The sequence below is a fragment of the Ruegeria sp. HKCCD9138 genome, assembly GCF_057220975.1.
This window is the reverse complement of the sequence record NZ_JBWVAZ010000008.1, coordinates 31,187-50,151: the sequence shown is the minus strand read 5'-3', so window position 1 is coordinate 50,151 and position 18,965 is coordinate 31,187. Positions and strand designations below refer to the sequence as shown.

The window sequence follows — 18,965 nt, the reverse complement described above, 5'->3', positions numbered from 1 at the left end:
TTGAAATTTTATGACCCAGCGGATGCAGAAAGATCTTTCGCGCCTGCAGCATCAGGGGGTTGCACCCCAGGCGCAGAGGAGGCTGCATAGTAAGACAACAGGTCCGAGCGCTGCCCGGATGGCCGCAGGATACCATGGTCGCGCAACAAAATACGCCGATCTATCAGTTGATCCACTGCGTCCCGAACTGTTTGCTGATCATCTTCCGTCAAATCGTCACCCATTAGCATAGATAGCTGGTCGGTGAGGTGATCTTCCCGAACCTCACCGTTGTCCCGCACCAAACGACACACGGCAGGGAGGGGAGCAAATGGGATCGCTTCTGCAATTCGTCGCATCAGTTCGCGTGCAAGGTCGGTGGTCAGATCGCGTTCGTGTTCCTTTCGGAATTCCCGCAAAGAAATTGGTGTACCGTAACGGACGGAGGCAACACCAAACCGCTTATATCGCCCGATCAGACGGCGCCAGATCTGTTTCAGCGTCCAACGTGTGATCACCCCGATCCGCGCCCGAAATCGCCGTTCCGTCCCAAGGGCTGCAGCCGTCAGAATCGTATCTTCCAGCACCCGGTCGTAATTCAGCGCGACAGGCACAAAGACAACGTCGCGGCCCTCGGGTTCCGCGCCATCAGTAATGTATTTCAGAAGCCCCAGCTTCGGCCGGCCCAATTGCCCGGTCAGACTCAGCCCGCCTTCGGGAAACATGGCTTGGGTTACGCCGGCTTCGGTCGCATGACGCACATAACTTGCCAATACCTGCCGGTACAGATCACTGCCGGATTTGCGCCTAATGAAAAATGCTCCCATAGCCCGGATCAGACGGCTCAGCGGCCAGACACGGGCCCATTCACCTACCGCATAGGACAAAGCCGATTGCCGTGCGGCAAGGTAAGTGATCAGCACATAGTCCATATTGCTGCGGTGGTTCATCACAAATACCACGGTCGCCTGCGGATCGATCGTGTTGATGGCCTCTTCATCCTCGTAGCCGAGTCGGACCTTGTAGAACGTGTTGCTCAGCAGCCGGGCCAGGCGAATGGCAATGCTGAAATAAATCGTCGCTGAAAAAGAAGGCACGATTTCACGCGCATACCGGCGAGCCATTTCCGAGGCCACGGCCTCGGGCACGCCTTCTTCCTGCGCGTATCGTTGCGCGGCCTTGCTGACCTGAGGATCGTAGCTCAGCCTTTGAATCATATCGTGGCGTTCCGCCAGTTTGAACGGCTGGATCGGGCGTTGCAGTCGTTTGTTGAGCCGTGCAACGGCGCGTTCCAGACGCCTGCGAAAGAACCAACGTACGGAAGGAAAAAGAAAATGCGAAGCGAAGGTGATCGTGGCAAAGACCACGATCAGCACAAACAGCCAAAGCGGAAGTTCCACGGTCTGCGTCATGGATGCACAGTGCCACCAATCGCTACCACTCACAATCTGTAGAAACAGAAAGATGCCGCGATGCAGCGAATTGACATGTCCATAAAATTGCGCTTTAGAGGCCCTGTGTGAAATTTTGTTACCCATTGGATCACGAGGCCCGCACCATGACGCAGTCGCAGAAAGATCGCCCCTGGCTCATCCGGACATACGCCGGTCACTCTACCGCACAGGCGTCGAACGCACTGTACCGTAGCAATCTGGCCAAGGGGCAGACGGGATTGTCGGTGGCCTTCGATTTGCCGACGCAGACCGGGTATGACAGCGACCACACCCTGGCGCGGGGCGAAGTCGGCAAGGTTGGGGTTCCGATCTGTCACCTGGGCGACATGCGGCTCCTGTTCGATCAGATTCCACTGGAGCAGATGAACACCTCGATGACCATCAACGCCACGGCGCCTTGGCTTTTGGCCCTTTATATTGCGGTCGCCGAGGAACAGGGTGCGGACGTCTCGAAACTGCAGGGCACGGTCCAGAACGATCTGATCAAGGAGTATCTGAGCCGCGGCACGTATGTCTGCCCGCCGAAGCCGTCGTTGAAGATGATCGCGGATGTGGCCGAATACTGCTACACGAACGTTCCGAAATGGAACCCGATGAACGTTTGCTCTTACCATTTGCAAGAGGCCGGCGCGACACCGGAACAGGAACTGGCCTATGCACTGGCTACAGCCATCGCCGTTCTGGACGAACTGCGCCCGCGCGTACCAGCCGAGGACTTCCCGGCGCTCTGCGGGCGCATTTCGTTCTTTGTGAATGCAGGCATCCGCTTTGTTACCGAAATGTGCAAAATGCGCGCATTTGTCGATCTTTGGGACGAAATTCTGCAAAAACGTTACGGTGTGGAAGATCCCAAGTTTCGTCGGTTCCGTTACGGCGTTCAGGTCAACTCGTTGGGCCTGACCGAACAGCAACCGGAAAACAACGTCTACCGCATCCTGATCGAGATGCTGGCCGTGACTCTCTCAAAAAAGGCGCGTGCACGTGCCGTTCAGCTGCCGGCATGGAACGAAGCGCTGGGATTGCCACGCCCATGGGATCAGCAATGGTCGATGCGGATGCAACAGATTCTGGCTTACGAAACCGACCTGCTGGAATACGATGATTTGTTTGACGGAAACCCCGCTGTCGACGCCAAGGTTGAAAAACTGAAGGAAGGCGCGCGCGCGGAACTGGCCAATCTTGATTCGATGGGCGGAGCTGTCGCCTCAATCGAGTACATGAAATCGCGCCTTGTCGATTCAAACGCTGATCGCCTGAACCGGATCGAAAGGAACGAAACCGTTGTTGTCGGCGTCAACAAGTGGACCGAAGGCGAACCCTCGCCCCTTCAGACCGAAGACGGCGGGATCATGGTTGTCGATCCGGCGGTCGAGCAGGAACAGATCACGCGGTTGAACGCATGGCGGGCGGAACGGAACGAAGCCGCGGTTGCCGACGCTTTGGCAACGCTGCGCGAAACGGCCCGCACGGGCGGCAATGTGATGGAACCATCGATTGCGGCTGCCAAAGCTGGAGTCACGACCGGCGAATGGGCGGAAGAAATGCGCAAGGCTTATGGAACCTATCGTGGTCCCACCGGGGTTTCGGGTTCCGTCTCCAACAAAACCGAAGGGCTGGATGACTTGCGCGCGGCGGTTGACGCGGTCAGCGACAATCTTGGACGCCGTCTGAAATTCCTGGTTGGCAAACCCGGTCTCGACGGCCATTCAAACGGGGCGGAACAAATCGCTTTCCGGGCTCGCGATTGCGGCATGGACATCACTTATGAGGGCATTCGCCTAACCCCGGAAGAGATCGTGACCGCCGCCGCCGAGGAAGACGCCCATGTCATCGGCCTGTCGATCCTGTCCGGCAGCCATCTGCCCTTGGTTCAGGACGTGATCACCCGACTGGCCGAGGCCGGTCTTGCCGACATTCCTGTAGTGGTTGGCGGGATTATTCCCGACGAAGACGCCGACAGGCTGAAAGAAATGGGCGTTGCCAAAGTGTACACCCCAAAAAATTTCGAGCTGAATGCAATTATGGGTGACATCGTATCTTTGGCAGATCCACAAAATCTGGCAGCGGAATAGTTTTTCTCCGCCCATATCTCAGGCTATTTGCGGTTAATTGGGGATAGATAATATCCGCAAATGGAATTACCGTGCGCGTCAGTTTTAAGCTCTATCTGACAAACACGGAGAGAAATGATGGGGATCAACCTTGAAAAAATGTCCCGCAAGGAATTGCTGGAATTACGGGGTCAAATTGAAAAAGCCTTGAAAAAGGCCGAAACTCGTGAACGTCAGGAAGCGTTGAAAGCTGCGGAAAAAGCAGCGGCGGAATTCGGGTTTTCATTGTCGGAATTAGCTGCTGGGTCACAACGTTCGACCAAAGGGACAAAAGCCAAACCTAAGTATCGCAACCCTGCGGACCCGGAACAAACCTGGACAGGGCGCGGTCGCAAGCCGCAATGGGTACATGATGCGTTGAAAGCCGGTGCCGATATTTCCGATTTGGAAATTTGACCTAGGGGCGTTGTGTCAAAATGACAATTCATATTGGTGCCGAAAAGGGCGAAATCGCTGAAACCGTGCTTTTGCCGGGTGATCCATATCGCGCAAAATGGGCTGCTGAAACATTTCTGAGCGACGTAAAACAAATAAATAATGTTCGCGGTATGCTGGGATTTACCGGCTTTTGGAATGGAAATCCGGTCACCATTCAGGGCAGCGGCATGGGAATGCCGTCTCTTTCAATTTACGTCAACGAATTGATCCGCGACTATGGCGCCAAAACGCTGATCCGCATCGGGTCGTGCGGCGGGATGCAGGATGGCGTTGCCTTGCGAGACGTTATTCTTGCCATGACCTCCAGCACGCTCAGCACGCCATCGCGCGGCATCATGAAAGAGCTCAACTTCGCCCCCTGCGCCGATTGGGGTTTGCTACAGGCGGCGGCTTTGGCGGCAGCAGCGAAAGGCACACCGACTCATGTCGGTGGTATTTATTCGTCAGACGTTTTCTATGACGAACGTCCTGACCTCAACGAACAGATGGTGCGCCACGGTATTTTGGGCGTCGAGATGGAGGCCGCAGAGCTCTACATTCTGGCGGCACGCCACAAATGCCGGGCTCTGGCCGTTCTGACTGTCTCGGATCACCTGTTGACCGGAGAAGCCCTGCCCTCTTCCGATCGCGAGAGCAGCTTTGGCGACATGGTGGAAATTGCACTACAGGCGGCATTTCCGAGCGCCTGAGAACAAGTCGGCAGGCGTATTTGCACGCCTGCCGATTCAGTATTGCCTATCTCCCGTGTGAACCGTCGTATCCATTCCGGGTCGGGCTCTGCCACTCGTCCAATACACCGTCAGCCGGAGCAAAAACTTCGACAAGCAGCGGGTAACATGCTGCCGTGTCCGAGGAATGCTCGGACGAGCAATCACCACCCGGACAGGCGCTGAGGTTCCCGAGCAGGTCGATTTCCGCAAAAAACTCAAGATAATCGCCAGGCCGAACAGGTGACGCTTTCATAAAATACTGACCGGTATCCCGCGTGAATCCGGTACACATGAAAACGTTCAGAACATCGTGAACCGCTGGCTCAGCCTCGGAAAGAGGTATGCCCAGATGATCCGCTAGCGCCCGCGTCAGATTAGAGTGGCAGCAATGGTGATATTGGGATCCGGACAACAGGTTTCCCGTATACGGATCGCATCGCGTTCCGATCACGTCATGAACCGATCCACCAAATTCATCGATACCGTACCAACCCAGCGTATCCGTTGTGATTGTGGCCATCGGACGCAAAGACGGGAAACTGGACCACATCCGCTCGCCCGTGGTCAGGTGAGTGCCGTGCAGGGCGCGGGTTTTTCCTGAATAGAACCGTTCGGACAGATCGTTGAGGTTCCAAAGGTTCAAATCGCCAACCTGCGGGCCCTCGACCGATGTAATTCTAAAAAAACTTCCAGCCGGAACCTCGAAACACCGCGCCTCGCGCGGTGGGATCAGAACATCATGAGTCTTTGTCGCGCCGTTTCGAATTGATTGCATCCAGGCCAGATTCGGCTTGGGCAAACTGTCATTCGGGTAGCATATTACCGGAGCGACAGCGCGACGGGCTTCGGCATCCACAGGCGGGCGATTGGTGATTCCAGAATCTGACATGGCCGGCAGAGTGGAGCAGTTTGGCGCCGCGCGAAACCCCCGTTACATAGAACCGTCAAGACTGGTCTTTCAGGCATTGCACAGGTTGCGCGTCGGAATGCGATACTGCGCCGCAATAGCTGCACCGCCAGACGCCTTCGGCCCTGTGCTGTCTCCACCGGCAATCGCGCGACAAGGACGACGTGCGCGCACGCCAGACGAAATAAGCAAAAACACCGGCAGCAAGTAAAAGCAGAAGGACAGGCATTCTTCTGCTTTCACCATTAGTGAAGGGATTTCAAGTGGTGCAGACGTCCAAGTGACGGGTTCATCTGCTAAGCAGCATTGGCATATTCGAACAGGTCGGGCTCGTGATCCGCTTCAACTGGCGTGGCTTCAGGCGAGTAATAGGCCCAAGCCTGCTCGAGCAACTCCAGCGCTTCTTCAGCCTGCGTTTTCGTGTTTTTCGTGTCCATCGGAGTGATCCCGTATTGATCCAATCACTCCTCCCCAAGCGGAAAGATAGTCCTGATAATCGGCGCGCGCATCGCCCAATTTTGCAGACTGGGGTTGCGCCTGCCGCAGACCGGCAAGCGCAGGGGTCGTGGGTGGTTAAACCGCCCGTTCGACCATCATCTTCTTGATCTCTGCAATTGCCTTGGCCGGGTTCAACCCTTTGGGGCACGTCTTGGCGCAGTTCATGATCGTGTGGCAGCGATACAGTTTGAACGGATCTTCCAGATCGTCCAACCGTTCACCTGTCGCCTCGTCACGACTGTCGATGATCCAGCGATAAGCATGCAGCAGAGCAGCAGGGCCAAGATACCGATCCCCGTTCCACCAGTAGCTGGGGCAAGACGTAGAGCAGCTGGCGCACATCACACACTCATAAAGGCCGTCCAGCTTCTTGCGATCTTCGATGGATTGCTTCCACTCTTTCGCGGGCCGATTGGTTTTGGTTTCCAGCCACGGCATGATGCTGGCGTGCTGCGCATAAAAATGTGTCAAATCCGGGATAAGATCCTTGACCACCGGCATGTGCGGCAGCGGATAGATTTTCACGTCGCCCTTGATCTCATCCATTCCGTAGATACAGGCCAGCGTATTGATCCCGTCGATATTCATCGCACAGGATCCGCAGATTCCCTCGCGGCACGAGCGGCGGAAGGTCAGGGTCGGGTCGATCTCGTTTTTGATCTTGATCAGCGCATCCAGAACCATCGGCCCGCAGGTATCCATGTCGACGAAATAAGTGTCGACGCGCGGGTTCTGCCCGTCTTCCGGGTTCCAGCGGTAGATCTGGAATTTGCGAGTATTGGTCGCGCCTTCCGGCTTGGGCCAGGTCTTGCCGGTGGTGATCCGGGAATTCTTGGGGAGGGTCAGTTGTACCATGGGTTCCTCTCCTTAGAACGTCCGCGCCTTGGGCGCGATTCTATTCAGGCTGATGCCGCCTTCATCCTCGGTCGTCAGCGGATCGACGATCACGGGGCGATAGCTCAGCTCAACCTTGTTGCCTTCGACGCGGGACACCGTGTGAACACGCCAGTTTTCGTCATCACGCTCGGTGTAGTCCTCATGCGCATGGGCACCACGGGATTCCTTGCGCGCATCGGCGCCCACGATCGTGGCCAGGGCACTCGGCATCAGATTGGTCAGTTCCAGCGTCTCCATCAGGTCGCTGTTCCAGACCAGCGAGCGGTCGGAAACCTTCAGGTCGTCCATCTTGGCCGCGATTGCAGTCATTTTCTCGACACCTTCGGCCATGGTTTTGGCCGTGCGGAATACGGCCGCGTCCGATTGCATCGTTTTCTGCATCTCAAGCCGCAGATCGGCCGTCGGGATCGCTCCGTTGGCGTTGCGGATCGCGTCGAAGCGGTCAAACGCCTTGTCAACCGACGCCTGGTTCAGAACAGGGTTCGGCGCCGTGGCATCCACGACCTTTCCGGCCCGGATCGCTGCGGCACGCCCGAATACCACAAGGTCGATCAACGAGTTCGAACCCAAACGGTTCGCGCCGTGGACCGAAGCGCACCCGGCCTCGCCAACTGCCATCAGACCCGGAACTACCGCTGTCGGGTTTTCAGGCGTCGGGTTCAGAACCTCACCCCAATAGTTCGTCGGAATACCACCCATATTGTAGTGCACGGTCGGCAGAACGGGGATCGGCTCTTTGGTGACGTCAACACCGGCAAATACGCGGGCCGATTCCGAAATCCCCGGCAAACGCTCGGCCAACGCTTCTGCTGGAAGGTGGCTGAGGTTCAGGTGTATATGGTCCCCGTCATCCCCGTGCCCGCGACCTTCACGAATTTCCATGGTCATCGAGCGCGAGACATAATCGCGCGGCGCGAGGTCCTTGTACTGAGGCGCGTAGCGCTCCATGAACCGCTCACCTTCCGAATTGGTCAGGTAACCGCCCTCGCCGCGTGCGCCTTCGGTGATCAGGCAGCCCGAACCATAGATGCCGGTGGGGTGGAACTGCACGAACTCCATGTCCTGCAGGGCCAGACCCGCGCGGGCCACCATGCCGCCGCCGTCGCCGGTACAGGTATGGGCCGAGGTTGCGCTGAAATAGGCGCGACCGTAGCCGCCGGTCGCCAACACCACCATCTTGGCGTTGAAAACATGCATCGTGCCGTCGTCCAGCTTCCAGCAGACGACGCCCTGACATTGCCCGTCTTCGGACATGACCAGGTCGATGGCGAAGTATTCGATATAGAACTCGGCGTTGTTCTTCAGCGATTGACCGTACAGCGTGTGCAGGATCGCGTGACCGGTCCGGTCAGCGGCGGCACAGGTGCGCTGCACGGCGGGGCCTTCGCCGAATTCCGTGGTGTGGCCGCCAAAGGGGCGCTGGTAGATCTTGCCTTCTTCGGTCCGGCTGAACGGAACACCGTAGTGCTCCAGCTCATAAACGGCCTTGGGCGCCTCGCGTGCCAGATATTCCATCGCGTCGGTGTCGCCCAGCCAATCAGACCCCTTGACGGTGTCATACATGTGCCATTGCCAATGGTCGGGGCCCATATTCGACAAAGATGCAGCGATACCACCCTGCGCCGCTACTGTATGAGATCGGGTCGGGAAAACCTTGGTCACGCTGGCGGTGCGCAACCCCTGCTCCGCCATTCCCAGCGTCGCTCGCAGACCGGCCCCACCGGCGCCGACAACGACCACGTCATATTCATGCGTTTCGTATTCGTATGCAGCCATTTCTTTCAGCTCCGGGGATTAAAGGGCAATGCGCGCGATGGCGAAAACACCGGCAGCAGCAGCGCCATAGGACAAACAGATGGTCAGGATAATCAGCACCTTTTCCATGGTGCCGTGGACATAGTCTTCCAACATCACCTGTGCGCCACTGGCAAAGTGCTTGAAGCCGACAATCAACGTCAGCGCAGCGACAATGGCCGGGAACGGACGCGAGTAGTAGTCCAACACGACATCATAGGGCTGGCCCAATATCGGACCAAATGTGAAGATAAACAATGGAACAAGGATCAGCAGCGCAACCGAGCTGACTTTCATGCTCCAGAAATGTGCGGTGCCGGACTTGGCTGAACCAAGGCCAATCGCGCGTTTGCGGTCGGTCAGATAACGCATGTCAGGCCTCCTTTATCCGACGATCAACAAGGTCAACAGGGTCAGGACCACCGATCCGATCACAACGGCCCAACCCAGCTTATAGGCAGTCGGAAGATCCAATCCGATCCCGTTGTCCCAGATCAGATGCCGCACGCCAGCCAGTGTGTGATACCAAATACCCCACAGTGACAAAGCCATCACCAGATCGCCCAGAACCGAAGTCAACCACCAGTTCGCGCGCTCGAACGCTTCGGGCGAAGTCGCGGCAGCGAGAAACCACCAGACGATCAGCAGCGCCGTCACGATCATTGCGTTTCCCGTGATCCGCGTCAGAATGGATGTGACCGAGGTCAATTGTGGACGATAGATCGACAAGTGCGGAGATAGCGGGCGGTTGCCCCGATTTACATCGGCCATGGCGGCTCCTTTTCGGTTGGCTACCGAACGTTTTACCGCTTTTTGCGACTCTGTCACGTGCTGCAAGTGCAAAAATCACTAAATTCGGCCCAATTTGACGTATTATGTGCAATTGTGATCACACAAAATAATGTCGTGATCACAAATCTCATTCAGCCGTGCCTATGTTAGCGTTTTCAATGCCAAAGCAATGTGATCACGAATCTGCAATCCGGTTATTTCAGCCGGGCAGTTTGCTGTGTCACTTCTCGTAGCAGCTTTTTTCGTATGCGCTCGGGATAATCGGAAAAGCCGGCTGCCGAAACGACAAAGGCGCCTTCGCCGACGATCACATTCTCAAAAAAATAGGCCGTCAGGTCCGGCTCGCTTTCTTCAATGGCGATGGCATTCACCGTAATGCCGCGGTCGCGCAACAGGTCGCGCATCTCAGATGGTTCCACCCCTTCGTTCGAAATACCGTCCCCCGACAGATCAATAAGATGCCTGCTGCATTCCGACACGGCATCGAAACTGGACACTGTAACCTCGAGCGCCTCGCCGATGGCCGTAGAGAAATTGCGCCACACGCGCGGATCTTTCGCGACTTGCTCGGCGAAGTGATCCAGCGTCGCGAAACTGTCAATTCGGGTCCAGGGAATCGTCACGCGCTGGCGCGAGCTGCCGGTCCATTGCACAAGCATCAGATGTGCCTGTCCCCGTACCAATGCTTCGGAAACGACTGGGTCACGCAAGCCAGCGGCCAGACCGTCCATCTGAATCCGAAACTCCGTTGAATCCACCGAGCCCGACACGTCGACGGCCAATGCCAGCGCCAGTTCACAGGCCGCGGCAGGTGGCGCCAGGCACAGGCACGCCACGAGATTACGGAGCACTTTCATACCTGCAGCCTAGCACGATTGGCGCGGGCTGCATTCAAATGAATGTAACCTCGGATCAGCAGTTCATCAGGTCAAACCGGCATCAATGCCCAATAATCGAGGTCCAACAGTACCTCGGGCAGGTATTTACCGCCTTCGTTTCGCAAGGCGAAAGGATCACCACCTTTGGTCGCAACCAATCTCAGGCGAAGGGCGCCAACACCCGGAACACTTGTTTCTGCCTTATCCAAAACCTCGGACCATGCCTTGATCGTGTCGCCCGCAAAGCAGGGATTTGCATGCGCCCCGCCGTTCAGGCCAACGATCATCTGCGCGTTCGCCAGGCCGTTGAAGGACAAGGTTCGGGCCATTGAAATCACGTGGCCACCATAAATCAGACGGCCTTCGGGGCGGAAGGTCAGGTCAAAATGCACCTTTGCTGTGTTCTGCCACAGCCGGGTTGCCAGCATGTGCTCGGCCTCTTCGACCGTGACACCGTCGACATGGTCGATTGTTTCACCGATTTCATAATCGCCCCAGCGATGCGACTCGCCTGCCTGCTCAAAATCGTAGTTTGAAAAATCCAGCCCCTGCGGGACCACAAGATCCTGCGCGCCCAATGCATTCTTCAGCTCGGGCACCAAAGTTTCGGGTGCCGGCGCATCAGGGTTCGATTTGCGCACCATGACCCATCGCACATACTCGATCACCACTTCGTCGCGCTGGTTCAGGCCCCGAGTTCGAACCCAAACAACCCCCGTTTTGCCATTCGAGTTCTGCTTGAGACCGATAACCTCGGATTCCGACCGCAGCGTATCGCCGGGATAGACCGGTTTCAGCCACCGACCCTCGGCATAGCCCAGATTGGCCACCGCATTTAGCGATATGTCCGGCACGGTCTTGCCAAAGACCACATGGAATGCTGCCAGATCGTCAACCGGACTTTGCGGCAAACCGCAATTCCGGGCGAATTCGTCCGAGGAATAAAGCGCGTGCCGCGCCGGGTAGAGCGCGTGATAGAGCGCGCGTTCGCCCTCTGTCACGGTGCGGGGCACTGCGTGGTGCAGTACCTGTCCGACTGAATAATCCTCGAAGAATTGACCCGGATTGGTTTTTGCCATTACTGCTGCCCCAGTTTCATGTCAGGTGAATAGTCGGCCTCGACCTCTTTGATAACCGCCTGCGCGCAGCGCATGACATTGCTTGCCGCATCGAATGCGTAGGAGGGGGAACCGTGCAGCTCCCACCCTTTGGCCAGCGCATCGGAGACCTTGTGACAGAAGGCGGACGTATCCTCCTCGGTCAGGAGTCGATAGAGTTTTGCCATAATGTCAGCTCCTTACGAGGGGAAAGGCGAGGGTCCGACCAACCCATGAACATAACCGATGATCCCGAACAACACGATGGAAGCGACAAAGAACATAGCGTCCTTGCCGTACGTGCCCGGCTCGCCGGGGGTCCATTCGGGTTCTGCTCGGTTGATCACGATCACTTCGACGACAGCCCATGCCAGAAGCCCGCCGAACAGAATGATCGAGGCCAAATCGCCATTCACCAGCAAGTGCGCAAAGGCCCATGTCTTGAAACCGGTCAGCATCGGATGGCGCATTTTGTTGAGGAGTTTGCCTTTGGTTCCGGCAGGACTCATCATGAAGATCGCGATCAGCACCAGCAGATTGTTGATATGGATCATGAATGTCGGAGGCGCCCAGACAAAGATCGTATCGGTCATCCTATATCCGAAGATCATCAACAGGATGGCGGCGGCCAGTGCCAGTGCCACTGCGCCTTTCCCGGCATCGCCCATCGCGGCACGCCGTTCGGGCATCACGCGTTTGAACAAATGCGCGGCCCACCAAAGCGCCACGCCAAGGATCAGAAGAACAAAGCCCATGCTGGCTTACCCCGCTTGCAAAGCTACAATCGCCTCTGCTTTTGCCAGAATTTCGCGGGCAGTTACAACGTGTAGGTTTTCAACGATTTTGCCGTCGACGACGGCGACCCCCTGCCCTTGCGCCTCGACCTCTTCAAACGCCGCGATCTGGCGGCGGGCAAGGTCTATTTCCACGTCTGACGGGGCGTAGGCCGCATTGGCGATATCCACCTGTGCAGGATGGATCAGGGTCTTGCCGTCAAAGCCCATGTCGCGCCCTTGCGCACATTCAGCGGCCAAACCATCGCCATCTTTGAACGCATTGTAGACACCGTCGACGATTATCAACCCTTCGGCCTTGGCGGCCAGCAGACACAGACCCAAAGAGGTCATCAACGGCATTCTGTCGGGGCGGAACCGGGTTTGCAGTTCCTTGGCCAAATCATTTGTGCCCATGACAAATCCCGCCATCAAGGGATGCGCCGCAATTTCGGCAGCGTTCAACATCCCCCGGGGGGTTTCCATCATGGCCCAGATCGGAAGATCGCCAGTGATCGCAGCCAGTGCGTCCACATCTGCGGCCCTGTTGACCTTGGGAAGCAACACCACATCAGCGCCCATCTCACGCACCGCCTCTGCATCCGCCTGCCCCCATTCAGTATCGAGCCCATTGATTCGAACGATTTTGACCCGTGCGCCAAATCCACCTGCTTCCAATGCGGCCTTGAGCGTTGCGCGGGCGTTGTTCTTTTCATCGGCAGCAACCGCGTCTTCCAGGTCGAAGATGATCGCATCCACGGGCAGGGTGCGCGCCTTGTCCAAAGCCCGCTCTTTCGAGCCGGGAATATAAAGAACCGAACGGTACGGGCGCTGACGGGGATCCATTGATTTTTCCCTTTGAAATAAAGTTGCGCGAAATGGGGCATTTTTTTCCGGAAAGTTCAAGTGGAAAATTGCCGCAATGCAGCATTCCCGCCGGTGCGGCGCAACGGGCGTTGCCTTAACGGAAATTCTTCATCGTCCCGTCACCCTTTCGGCTGCAGGTGAAAAGGGGACCGACATGAATTCCACTATGATCAAGATGACAATGGGCTTGGGCATCGCGGCACTGGCGGCGCAGCAATTGAACGCTCAGACCCGCCAATGTGCACCGCGCACCGACGTGATTGAACAACTGGCAGAGACCTATGGCGAAACACGCAGGGGGATCGGACTCGCACGCCAGGGTGCGGTGATGGAGGTTTTTGCCTCGGACGTCACTGGTAGTTGGACAATCACTGTGACCCTGCCGGATGGCACAACCTGCCTTGTTGCCTCGGGTCAGTCTTACGAAACGCTGGCCGAGGCGCTGCCACCCAATACCTGAGTGTCAGGTCAGCGCATCCCAGATCAGCTTGCTTCCCGTAATGGTCAGCAGAACATAGGCAATTCCAAAAAACAGGCGCTCGGACACCATCCAATGCGCCCGGACGCCCAACCAAGCGCCAATCACCGCAAATGGCGCCAACAACAAATCGGCCCACGCTGTGTGCCATGTAAACAGGCCTAAAAAGGCGTACGGAACGAACTTCGCAGCATTGATGACCCAGAACACCAGAACCGTGGTGGCCTGAAACTCGGTTTTCGAAAGACGTTGCGACAACAGATAGACCGCGGCTGGCGGCCCGCCAGCATGGCTGACGAAACTGGTAAACCCGGCAACGAGACCGGCAAACAATCCCGCAGGCGGCGGCAGGCGATTGGCGAACCCGCGCACCCAGCCACGCGACTGAGAGATGTGCCAGACGACGAAACCGACGGAAATCCCTCCGATCAACAGGCGCAGCAGGTCGTCGTTGGTGGCGCGAAACAGCCATGCGCCCAGCGCCACACCGGGCACCGCACCCAACATCAGAAGGCGCGAATCCTGCCAGCTCCAACGTTTCCAATAGGGCCGCAGAGTCGCGACATCGATGATCATCAGGATGGGCAGCATGAGTGCCAACGCCTGCCCCGGCTCCAGTATCAAAGCCAGAATCGACGAGGACGCAAAGGCCACGCCCGACCCGAAGCCGCCTTTTGAGATACCCGCAAAGATCACCGCCGGGATTGCCACAGCAAAAAACATCAGGTTCAATTCGAACATGCGGCGGCCCCGGAACAGCTTGCTATGATGGCCCTTTAGCGCAATCAGCGTATGCAGCGCAAACGGTATGCGGTCGCATGCCGCGCCGCAGAACACTTGCGCAATGCCGTTTAAACGACTAGCAAAATCGCGATTTCAAAACCGACCGGAGACAATCCAAATGGCCAGACCCAAGATCGCGCTGATCGGCGCAGGTCAGATCGGCGGCACGCTCGCCCACCTCGCAGCAATGAAAGAACTTGGTGACGTCGTGCTGTTCGACATCGCCGAAGGCATCCCGGAAGGCAAGGCGCTGGACATTGCCGAATCCGGACCCGCGGAAGGGTTCGACGCCCAACTGAAAGGCACCCAATCCTATGAGGACATCGCAGGCGCCGACGTATGCATCGTCACCGCCGGTGTGCCCCGCAAACCGGGAATGAGCCGCGACGACCTGCTGGGCATCAACCTGAAGGTCATGAAATCGGTCGGTGAAGGCATCGCGGCCAACGCGCCTGATGCATTCGTCATCTGCATCACAAACCCGTTGGACGCGATGGTCTGGGCCTTGCGCGAATTCTCGGGCCTGCCGCACAACAAGGTCTGCGGCATGGCTGGCGTATTGGACTCGGCCCGCTTCCGTCACTTCCTGGCCGAAGAGTTCGAAGTGTCGATGCGCGACGTCACCGCCTTCGTGCTGGGCGGTCACGGCGACACCATGGTCCCGTCGGTGCGTTATTCGACCGTCGCCGGTATCCCTCTTCCCGATTTGGTCAAGATGGGCTGGACGACGCAGGACAAACTGGACGCCATCGTGCAGCGCACCCGTGACGGTGGCGCCGAAATCGTTGGCCTGCTGAAAACCGGCTCGGCCTATTATGCACCGGCTACGTCGGCGATCGAAATGGCTGAAGCGTACCTGAAGGATCAAAAGCGTGTCCTGCCCTGCGCCGCCTACTGTGATGGCGAACTGGGTGTCAGCGGCATGTATGTCGGCGTGCCCACCGTCATCGGTGCCGGTGGCATCGAAAAGGTCGTCAATATCACCCTGAACGAGGAAGAGCAGGCCGGTTTCGACAATTCGGTCAACGCCGTGAAGGGCCTGATCGAGGCTTGCAAGGGGATCGACAGCTCGCTGGCATAAGGTCTGGAATTCCGGACCCACGACTTGAATGCGCGCTTTTCGGCGCGCATTTTCTTTCATACCTATCGCATTCGAGCATCATTCTTTCCGGTAATTATGTCATTCAAACTCACTGTTTTTTTGTTGGCCGTGCCAATTCTATGTCTGGCATTCATACGAACCTCACACTCCTCCACTGCGCGAGATTGGGCGCGCGTAATCCTGCCGTGCTATTTCGTGCTGTGCTTTCTCTGTGGTGTGTTCGGAACGCTCTTCATGATGTTTGCTATTTTGACGGCCGTTCAAACTGACCTTCCCTGGATGGAACTGCTGAGTATGGCGTTGGAAAGAACGTTTCCTTTCTTTTTGGTTGGTGCCGCAACTGTACTGATGTGGATCTGGCAGAATCGATACTGGTCCTGACTCGTCAAGAGTGCAGGTTATTCGGTTTTGTGATCACACCCCAAAATGCTGTGATCACAAATAGTGAAAATCTTCGTAAAAAACAGCGCTCCCATAAAAAAACCCTTTAAACTTGACCACTAGACGCCCCTATAACGGATAAATTCGCAGTCAGACGGGACACTTTCGATGAACATTCACGAATATCAGGCCAAAGCCCTTCTTCGCAGCTATGGCGCACCGGTATCCGATGGCCGCGCCGTATTGCGCGCCGAGGAAGCCAAAACCGCAGCCGGTGAATTGGACGGGCCACTTTGGGTCGTCAAGGCACAGATCCACGCGGGCGGCCGTGGCAAGGGTTCGTTCAAGGAAGCTGACGCGGGTGACAAAGGCGGTGTCCGTCTGACCAAATCGGTTGAAGAAGCCGCCGAGGAAGCCAAGAAGATGCTGGGCCGCACGCTGGTGACCCATCAGACCGGCCCGGCGGGCAAGCAGGTCAACCGTATTTATATCGAGGCCGGTTCGGGCATCGAACGCGAGCTGTACCTGGCCCTGCTGGTGGACCGCCAAACCAGCCGCATCTCGTTCGTTTGCTCCACCGAAGGCGGCATGGACATCGAAGAAGTGGCTGCCGCCACGCCTGAGAAAATCCTGTCCTTCTCGGTGGACCCGGCCACCGGCTATCAGCCCTATCATGGCCGCCGGATCGCCTTTTCGCTGGGTCTGCAAGGCGCGCAGGTCAAGCAATGTGTCAAGCTGATGAACCAGCTCTATAACGCCTTCGTCGAGAAGGATATGGAGATGCTGGAGATCAACCCGCTGATCGTCTCGGACAGCGGCGATCTGAAAGTGCTGGATGCCAAGGTCGGCTTTGACGGCAACGCGGTCTACCGCCACCCCGACATCGCCGAACTGCGCGACACGACCGAGGAAGACCCCAAGGAACTGGAAGCGTCGAAATACGACCTGAACTACATCGCGCTGGATGGCGAGATCGGCTGTATGGTCAACGGCGCCGGCCTTGCGATGGCAACGATGGACATCATCAAGCTCTATGGTGCCGAGCCTGCCAACTTCCTCGACGTGGGCGGCGGTGCGACCAAGGAAAAAGTGACCGAGGCGTTCAAGATCATCACCTCGGACCCGAACGTCAAAGGCATTCTGGTCAACATCTTCGGCGGCATCATGCGCTGCGACGTCATCGCCGAGGGCGTTGTCGCCGCAGTGAAAGAGGTCGGCCTGCAGGTTCCGCTGGTCGTGCGTCTGGAAGGCACCAATGTCGAGAAGGGCAAAGAGATCATCAACACCTCTGGCCTGGACGTGATCGCGGCGGACAACCTGAAGGACGGTGCCGAGAAGATCGTGAAGGCGGTTAAGGGCTAAGTCCTGATGGGCCTGTTTACACGATTTCTGACTATTGGTGCTTGCCTCGTGGGTCTATCGGCCTGCGAGGATGGCGCAGGTGGTGAGGTATCCAAGTCGCTATTGGACAATCCTGCCGCACGGCAACACGAAGCGCAGCAAGTGTTTCTAACAATGCGCGATCTTTGTCTGCGCAAGCCAGTTACGTTCGTCGACGCAAAGAATACGGCTCGACAACATGAAATTGGCTTGCTCGTCGATATCCGTGGTTGGGACGATTTCAACCACTACGGCAAAGCCAGATTCAAGATATATACGGACAAGCTCGGGCTGCGCGCTAACAATGCCAAGCCCGTACCCAAAGGAACTGTATTCGACAGATACAGTTGTTCCGCCGAGTTCAGGGGAACTTGGGCAGATGAGTTTGCCGTCGAGCTTGGAAAGGAACTCACCGCTAACGGGTTTCAAACTGTCAAACCGCTCGGTCGGACGACTGGAAACACATCCGTGGCGACTAAAACCGTTGCTTACCAAGGTACTTATCAACGCGACGGCGTGAATTTCAAAGTGGAAATCATGGAAGCTGGCGGCACAACCAAACGAACTTACGACACGGTCACACACTATATTTCAGGTACGAGGGTTAGAATCACGAGCCTGTTTAGTGTCGATCGTCTGTGACGCTCAAAATCTAATGCCTGGGGCGAGACCTTCGGCTTAAAAACAGGAGAACGCCAAATGGCAGTCCTCATCGACGAAAATACCAAAGTGATCTGTCAGGGCTTTACCGGCTCGCAAAACAGATCGCCTTTGGTATGGACTGCCTGATCTGTCTGGAAATGTAACCCTATGACCATCCCCATCTTCCTCATAGGCCTAGAACGCGCCACCGGGCGGGCGCGTTTGATGGAGCAGGAGCTGCAAAAGGCGGGCCTGTCGGCGACGCGCGTCAACGCTGTCGACTGCGATGCCGCCACCCGTGAGGATTTCCTGCGCGAGTGCAAGGCCGAGGGGCCGTGGGGTTATTTCCACACCAAGGACATGGCCTGTACGCTCAGCCATGCCAAAGCGTGGGAGGCCGTCATTGCCTCGGGGGCTGAACAGGCGTTGATCCTTGAGGATGACGTATTCCTGACGTCTGAACTGGCGGACTGGCTGAACGATCCCTCCTGGTGGCCAGCGGATGCGGATATCGTGCGGTTCGAACGCTGGCGCAGCAGCAAGCTCTACGTGGCGCTTGGGCGCGAACGGTTGTCCCATCTGGGGCGAGAGCTGCGCCTGATGCGCTCGCGCAATCCGGGCGGCGCGGCCTATGCATTGACCCGCGAGGCGGCGGAGCATTTCCTGGCGCAAAAGCCCTATGACATCACACTTGACGGTTTGCTGTTCAACCCGTCCGCCTCGGCGGCGGCGCGGCAGGTCAACATCTATCAGGTGATCCCCGCGATGGTCGAACAGGGCAACGAGGCCCCCGGTGAAGTGCAGATGGGCGCACCGCGCCATCGCCCGACCGGTTGGCCTCTGATCCGGCAAAAAGTCCGTCGGGGCATCGCTGAAATCAGCAGCGGCCTCCGCACGATCACCAATCTGGCGCTGGGACGCGCCACGCTCGAAAAAATCACCTATGCGCCGCAGGTTCTGCCAGCGGCTGAACCCCATCAATCCAACACCGCCTAGAGAAAGGG

Annotated in this window: 22 protein-coding genes; 8 read left to right on the top strand and 14 right to left on the bottom strand. The window is 57.2% G+C overall.

What is annotated here, in order from left to right:
* Positions 1–8: 8 nt before the first annotated feature.
* A complete protein-coding gene (locus AC2TEL_RS14310; protein WP_480904730.1) occupies positions 9–1,391 on the bottom strand; it encodes a 1-acyl-sn-glycerol-3-phosphate acyltransferase in 1,383 nt (460 codons plus the stop codon).
* Positions 1,392–1,537: 146 nt separating this feature from the next.
* Between AC2TEL_RS14310 and AC2TEL_RS14305 the strand changes: the two genes are divergently transcribed.
* The 3 genes from AC2TEL_RS14305 (at position 1,538) to deoD (ending at position 4,671) form a co-directional block, all read left to right on the top strand.
* Positions 1,538–3,505, top strand: a complete 1,968-nt coding sequence (locus AC2TEL_RS14305; protein WP_480904727.1) for a protein meaA — start codon at positions 1,538–1,540, stop codon at positions 3,503–3,505.
* 117 nt (positions 3,506–3,622) lie between these two features.
* On the top strand, positions 3,623–3,940 hold the full coding sequence (locus tag AC2TEL_RS14300) for an H-NS histone family protein (RefSeq protein ID WP_480844168.1): 318 nt from the start codon (positions 3,623–3,625) through the stop codon (positions 3,938–3,940).
* A gap of 20 nt (positions 3,941–3,960) precedes the next feature.
* A complete protein-coding gene (gene deoD / locus AC2TEL_RS14295; RefSeq protein WP_480844057.1) occupies positions 3,961–4,671 on the top strand; it encodes a purine-nucleoside phosphorylase in 711 nt (236 codons plus the stop codon).
* Positions 4,672–4,717: 46 nt separating this feature from the next.
* Here the strand turns inward: deoD and AC2TEL_RS14290 are convergent, their stop codons facing one another.
* The 12 genes from AC2TEL_RS14290 to AC2TEL_RS14235 form a co-directional block, all read right to left on the bottom strand.
* A complete protein-coding gene (locus tag AC2TEL_RS14290) occupies positions 4,718–5,581 on the bottom strand; it encodes an urea carboxylase-associated family protein (RefSeq protein ID WP_480904724.1) in 864 nt (287 codons plus the stop codon).
* Positions 5,582–5,650: 69 nt separating this feature from the next.
* A complete protein-coding gene (locus AC2TEL_RS14285) occupies positions 5,651–5,845 on the bottom strand; it encodes a hypothetical protein (RefSeq protein WP_480904722.1) in 195 nt (64 codons plus the stop codon).
* 50 nt (positions 5,846–5,895) lie between these two features.
* Complete coding sequence (locus tag AC2TEL_RS14280) at positions 5,896–6,060, bottom strand: hypothetical protein (protein WP_480844054.1); 165 nt, start codon at positions 6,058–6,060, stop codon at positions 5,896–5,898.
* A 112-nt stretch (positions 6,061–6,172) separates the two neighbouring features.
* Complete coding sequence (locus AC2TEL_RS14275; protein WP_480844053.1) at positions 6,173–6,952, bottom strand: succinate dehydrogenase iron-sulfur subunit; 780 nt, start codon at positions 6,950–6,952, stop codon at positions 6,173–6,175.
* A gap of 12 nt (positions 6,953–6,964) precedes the next feature.
* Positions 6,965–8,770 carry a succinate dehydrogenase flavoprotein subunit gene (gene sdhA, locus AC2TEL_RS14270; RefSeq protein ID WP_480904719.1) on the bottom strand — a complete coding sequence of 602 codons (1,806 nt, stop codon included), beginning with the start codon at positions 8,768–8,770 and terminating at the stop codon, positions 6,965–6,967.
* 18 nt (positions 8,771–8,788) lie between these two features.
* Positions 8,789–9,160, bottom strand: coding sequence for a succinate dehydrogenase, hydrophobic membrane anchor protein (gene sdhD, locus AC2TEL_RS14265; protein ID WP_480844051.1), 372 nt, complete (start codon positions 9,158–9,160; stop codon positions 8,789–8,791).
* 12 nt (positions 9,161–9,172) lie between these two features.
* Positions 9,173–9,559, bottom strand: a complete 387-nt coding sequence (gene sdhC / locus AC2TEL_RS14260; RefSeq protein ID WP_480844050.1) for a succinate dehydrogenase, cytochrome b556 subunit — start codon at positions 9,557–9,559, stop codon at positions 9,173–9,175.
* Positions 9,560–9,774: 215 nt separating this feature from the next.
* Complete coding sequence (locus tag AC2TEL_RS14255) at positions 9,775–10,437, bottom strand: DUF1194 domain-containing protein (RefSeq protein WP_480844049.1); 663 nt, start codon at positions 10,435–10,437, stop codon at positions 9,775–9,777.
* A 71-nt stretch (positions 10,438–10,508) separates the two neighbouring features.
* Complete coding sequence (locus tag AC2TEL_RS14250) at positions 10,509–11,537, bottom strand: MaoC family dehydratase (RefSeq protein WP_480904716.1); 1,029 nt, start codon at positions 11,535–11,537, stop codon at positions 10,509–10,511.
* The gene (locus AC2TEL_RS14245) at positions 11,537–11,743 is read right to left on the bottom strand and encodes a DUF1737 domain-containing protein (protein WP_480844047.1); all 207 of its coding nucleotides are present in this window, start codon (positions 11,741–11,743) and stop codon (positions 11,537–11,539) included. The genes AC2TEL_RS14250 and AC2TEL_RS14245 overlap by 1 nt, the downstream gene beginning before the upstream one ends.
* A gap of 12 nt (positions 11,744–11,755) precedes the next feature.
* On the bottom strand, positions 11,756–12,310 hold the full coding sequence (locus AC2TEL_RS14240; protein ID WP_480844046.1) for an NnrU family protein: 555 nt from the start codon (positions 12,308–12,310) through the stop codon (positions 11,756–11,758).
* A 6-nt stretch (positions 12,311–12,316) separates the two neighbouring features.
* Complete coding sequence (locus AC2TEL_RS14235) at positions 12,317–13,174, bottom strand: HpcH/HpaI aldolase/citrate lyase family protein (protein ID WP_480904714.1); 858 nt, start codon at positions 13,172–13,174, stop codon at positions 12,317–12,319.
* Between the two features lie 187 nt (positions 13,175–13,361).
* Between AC2TEL_RS14235 and AC2TEL_RS14230 the strand changes: the two genes are divergently transcribed.
* A complete protein-coding gene (locus tag AC2TEL_RS14230) occupies positions 13,362–13,655 on the top strand; it encodes a hypothetical protein (protein ID WP_480904711.1) in 294 nt (97 codons plus the stop codon).
* A gap of 3 nt (positions 13,656–13,658) precedes the next feature.
* Here AC2TEL_RS14230 and AC2TEL_RS14225 read toward each other — a convergent pair whose 3' ends face one another.
* Entirely contained in the window at positions 13,659–14,414 is a 756-nt protein-coding gene (locus AC2TEL_RS14225) for a sulfite exporter TauE/SafE family protein (RefSeq protein WP_480844043.1), read from the bottom strand.
* Positions 14,415–14,574: 160 nt separating this feature from the next.
* Between AC2TEL_RS14225 and mdh the strand changes: the two genes are divergently transcribed.
* From mdh to AC2TEL_RS14205, 4 genes are all read left to right on the top strand, one after another.
* Positions 14,575–15,537: a malate dehydrogenase gene (gene mdh, locus AC2TEL_RS14220; protein ID WP_480844042.1), complete on the top strand. Its 963-nt coding sequence runs from the start codon at positions 14,575–14,577 to the stop codon at positions 15,535–15,537.
* A gap of 570 nt (positions 15,538–16,107) precedes the next feature.
* A complete protein-coding gene (gene sucC / locus AC2TEL_RS14215; protein WP_480844041.1) occupies positions 16,108–17,301 on the top strand; it encodes an ADP-forming succinate--CoA ligase subunit beta in 1,194 nt (397 codons plus the stop codon).
* Positions 17,302–17,307: 6 nt separating this feature from the next.
* On the top strand, positions 17,308–17,961 hold the full coding sequence (locus AC2TEL_RS14210) for a hypothetical protein (protein WP_480904708.1): 654 nt from the start codon (positions 17,308–17,310) through the stop codon (positions 17,959–17,961).
* A 168-nt stretch (positions 17,962–18,129) separates the two neighbouring features.
* A complete protein-coding gene (locus AC2TEL_RS14205) occupies positions 18,130–18,957 on the top strand; it encodes a glycosyltransferase family 25 protein (protein ID WP_480904705.1) in 828 nt (275 codons plus the stop codon).
* The last annotated feature ends 8 nt before the right edge of the window (positions 18,958–18,965 follow it).

What these genes read in the sequence shown, in the direction of transcription:
- AC2TEL_RS14250 (WP_480904716.1), bottom strand. Translation starts at nt 11,537, where the DNA reads ATGGCAAAAACCAATCCGGGTCAATTCTTCGAGGATTATTCAGTCGGA.
- AC2TEL_RS14290 (WP_480904724.1), bottom strand. Translation starts at nt 5,581, where the DNA reads ATGTCAGATTCTGGAATCACCAATCGCCCGCCTGTGGATGCCGAAGCC.
- sdhD (WP_480844051.1), bottom strand. Translation starts at nt 9,160, where the DNA reads ATGCGTTATCTGACCGACCGCAAACGCGCGATTGGCCTTGGTTCAGCC.
- deoD (WP_480844057.1), top strand. Translation starts at nt 3,961, where the DNA reads ATGACAATTCATATTGGTGCCGAAAAGGGCGAAATCGCTGAAACCGTG.
- AC2TEL_RS14225 (WP_480844043.1), bottom strand. Translation starts at nt 14,414, where the DNA reads ATGTTCGAATTGAACCTGATGTTTTTTGCTGTGGCAATCCCGGCGGTG.
- AC2TEL_RS14310 (WP_480904730.1), bottom strand. Translation starts at nt 1,391, where the DNA reads ATGACGCAGACCGTGGAACTTCCGCTTTGGCTGTTTGTGCTGATCGTG.
- AC2TEL_RS14275 (WP_480844053.1), bottom strand. Translation starts at nt 6,952, where the DNA reads ATGGTACAACTGACCCTCCCCAAGAATTCCCGGATCACCACCGGCAAG.
- AC2TEL_RS14285 (WP_480904722.1), bottom strand. Translation starts at nt 5,845, where the DNA reads ATGGTGAAAGCAGAAGAATGCCTGTCCTTCTGCTTTTACTTGCTGCCG.
- AC2TEL_RS14240 (WP_480844046.1), bottom strand. Translation starts at nt 12,310, where the DNA reads ATGGGCTTTGTTCTTCTGATCCTTGGCGTGGCGCTTTGGTGGGCCGCG.
- AC2TEL_RS14305 (WP_480904727.1), top strand. Translation starts at nt 1,538, where the DNA reads ATGACGCAGTCGCAGAAAGATCGCCCCTGGCTCATCCGGACATACGCC.
- AC2TEL_RS14230 (WP_480904711.1), top strand. Translation starts at nt 13,362, where the DNA reads ATGATCAAGATGACAATGGGCTTGGGCATCGCGGCACTGGCGGCGCAG.
- AC2TEL_RS14255 (WP_480844049.1), bottom strand. Translation starts at nt 10,437, where the DNA reads ATGAAAGTGCTCCGTAATCTCGTGGCGTGCCTGTGCCTGGCGCCACCT.
- AC2TEL_RS14235 (WP_480904714.1), bottom strand. Translation starts at nt 13,174, where the DNA reads ATGGATCCCCGTCAGCGCCCGTACCGTTCGGTTCTTTATATTCCCGGC.
- AC2TEL_RS14245 (WP_480844047.1), bottom strand. Translation starts at nt 11,743, where the DNA reads ATGGCAAAACTCTATCGACTCCTGACCGAGGAGGATACGTCCGCCTTC.
- AC2TEL_RS14300 (WP_480844168.1), top strand. Translation starts at nt 3,623, where the DNA reads ATGGGGATCAACCTTGAAAAAATGTCCCGCAAGGAATTGCTGGAATTA.
- sdhC (WP_480844050.1), bottom strand. Translation starts at nt 9,559, where the DNA reads ATGGCCGATGTAAATCGGGGCAACCGCCCGCTATCTCCGCACTTGTCG.
- sdhA (WP_480904719.1), bottom strand. Translation starts at nt 8,770, where the DNA reads ATGGCTGCATACGAATACGAAACGCATGAATATGACGTGGTCGTTGTC.
- mdh (WP_480844042.1), top strand. Translation starts at nt 14,575, where the DNA reads ATGGCCAGACCCAAGATCGCGCTGATCGGCGCAGGTCAGATCGGCGGC.
- AC2TEL_RS14210 (WP_480904708.1), top strand. Translation starts at nt 17,308, where the DNA reads ATGGGCCTGTTTACACGATTTCTGACTATTGGTGCTTGCCTCGTGGGT.
- AC2TEL_RS14205 (WP_480904705.1), top strand. Translation starts at nt 18,130, where the DNA reads ATGACCATCCCCATCTTCCTCATAGGCCTAGAACGCGCCACCGGGCGG.
- sucC (WP_480844041.1), top strand. Translation starts at nt 16,108, where the DNA reads ATGAACATTCACGAATATCAGGCCAAAGCCCTTCTTCGCAGCTATGGC.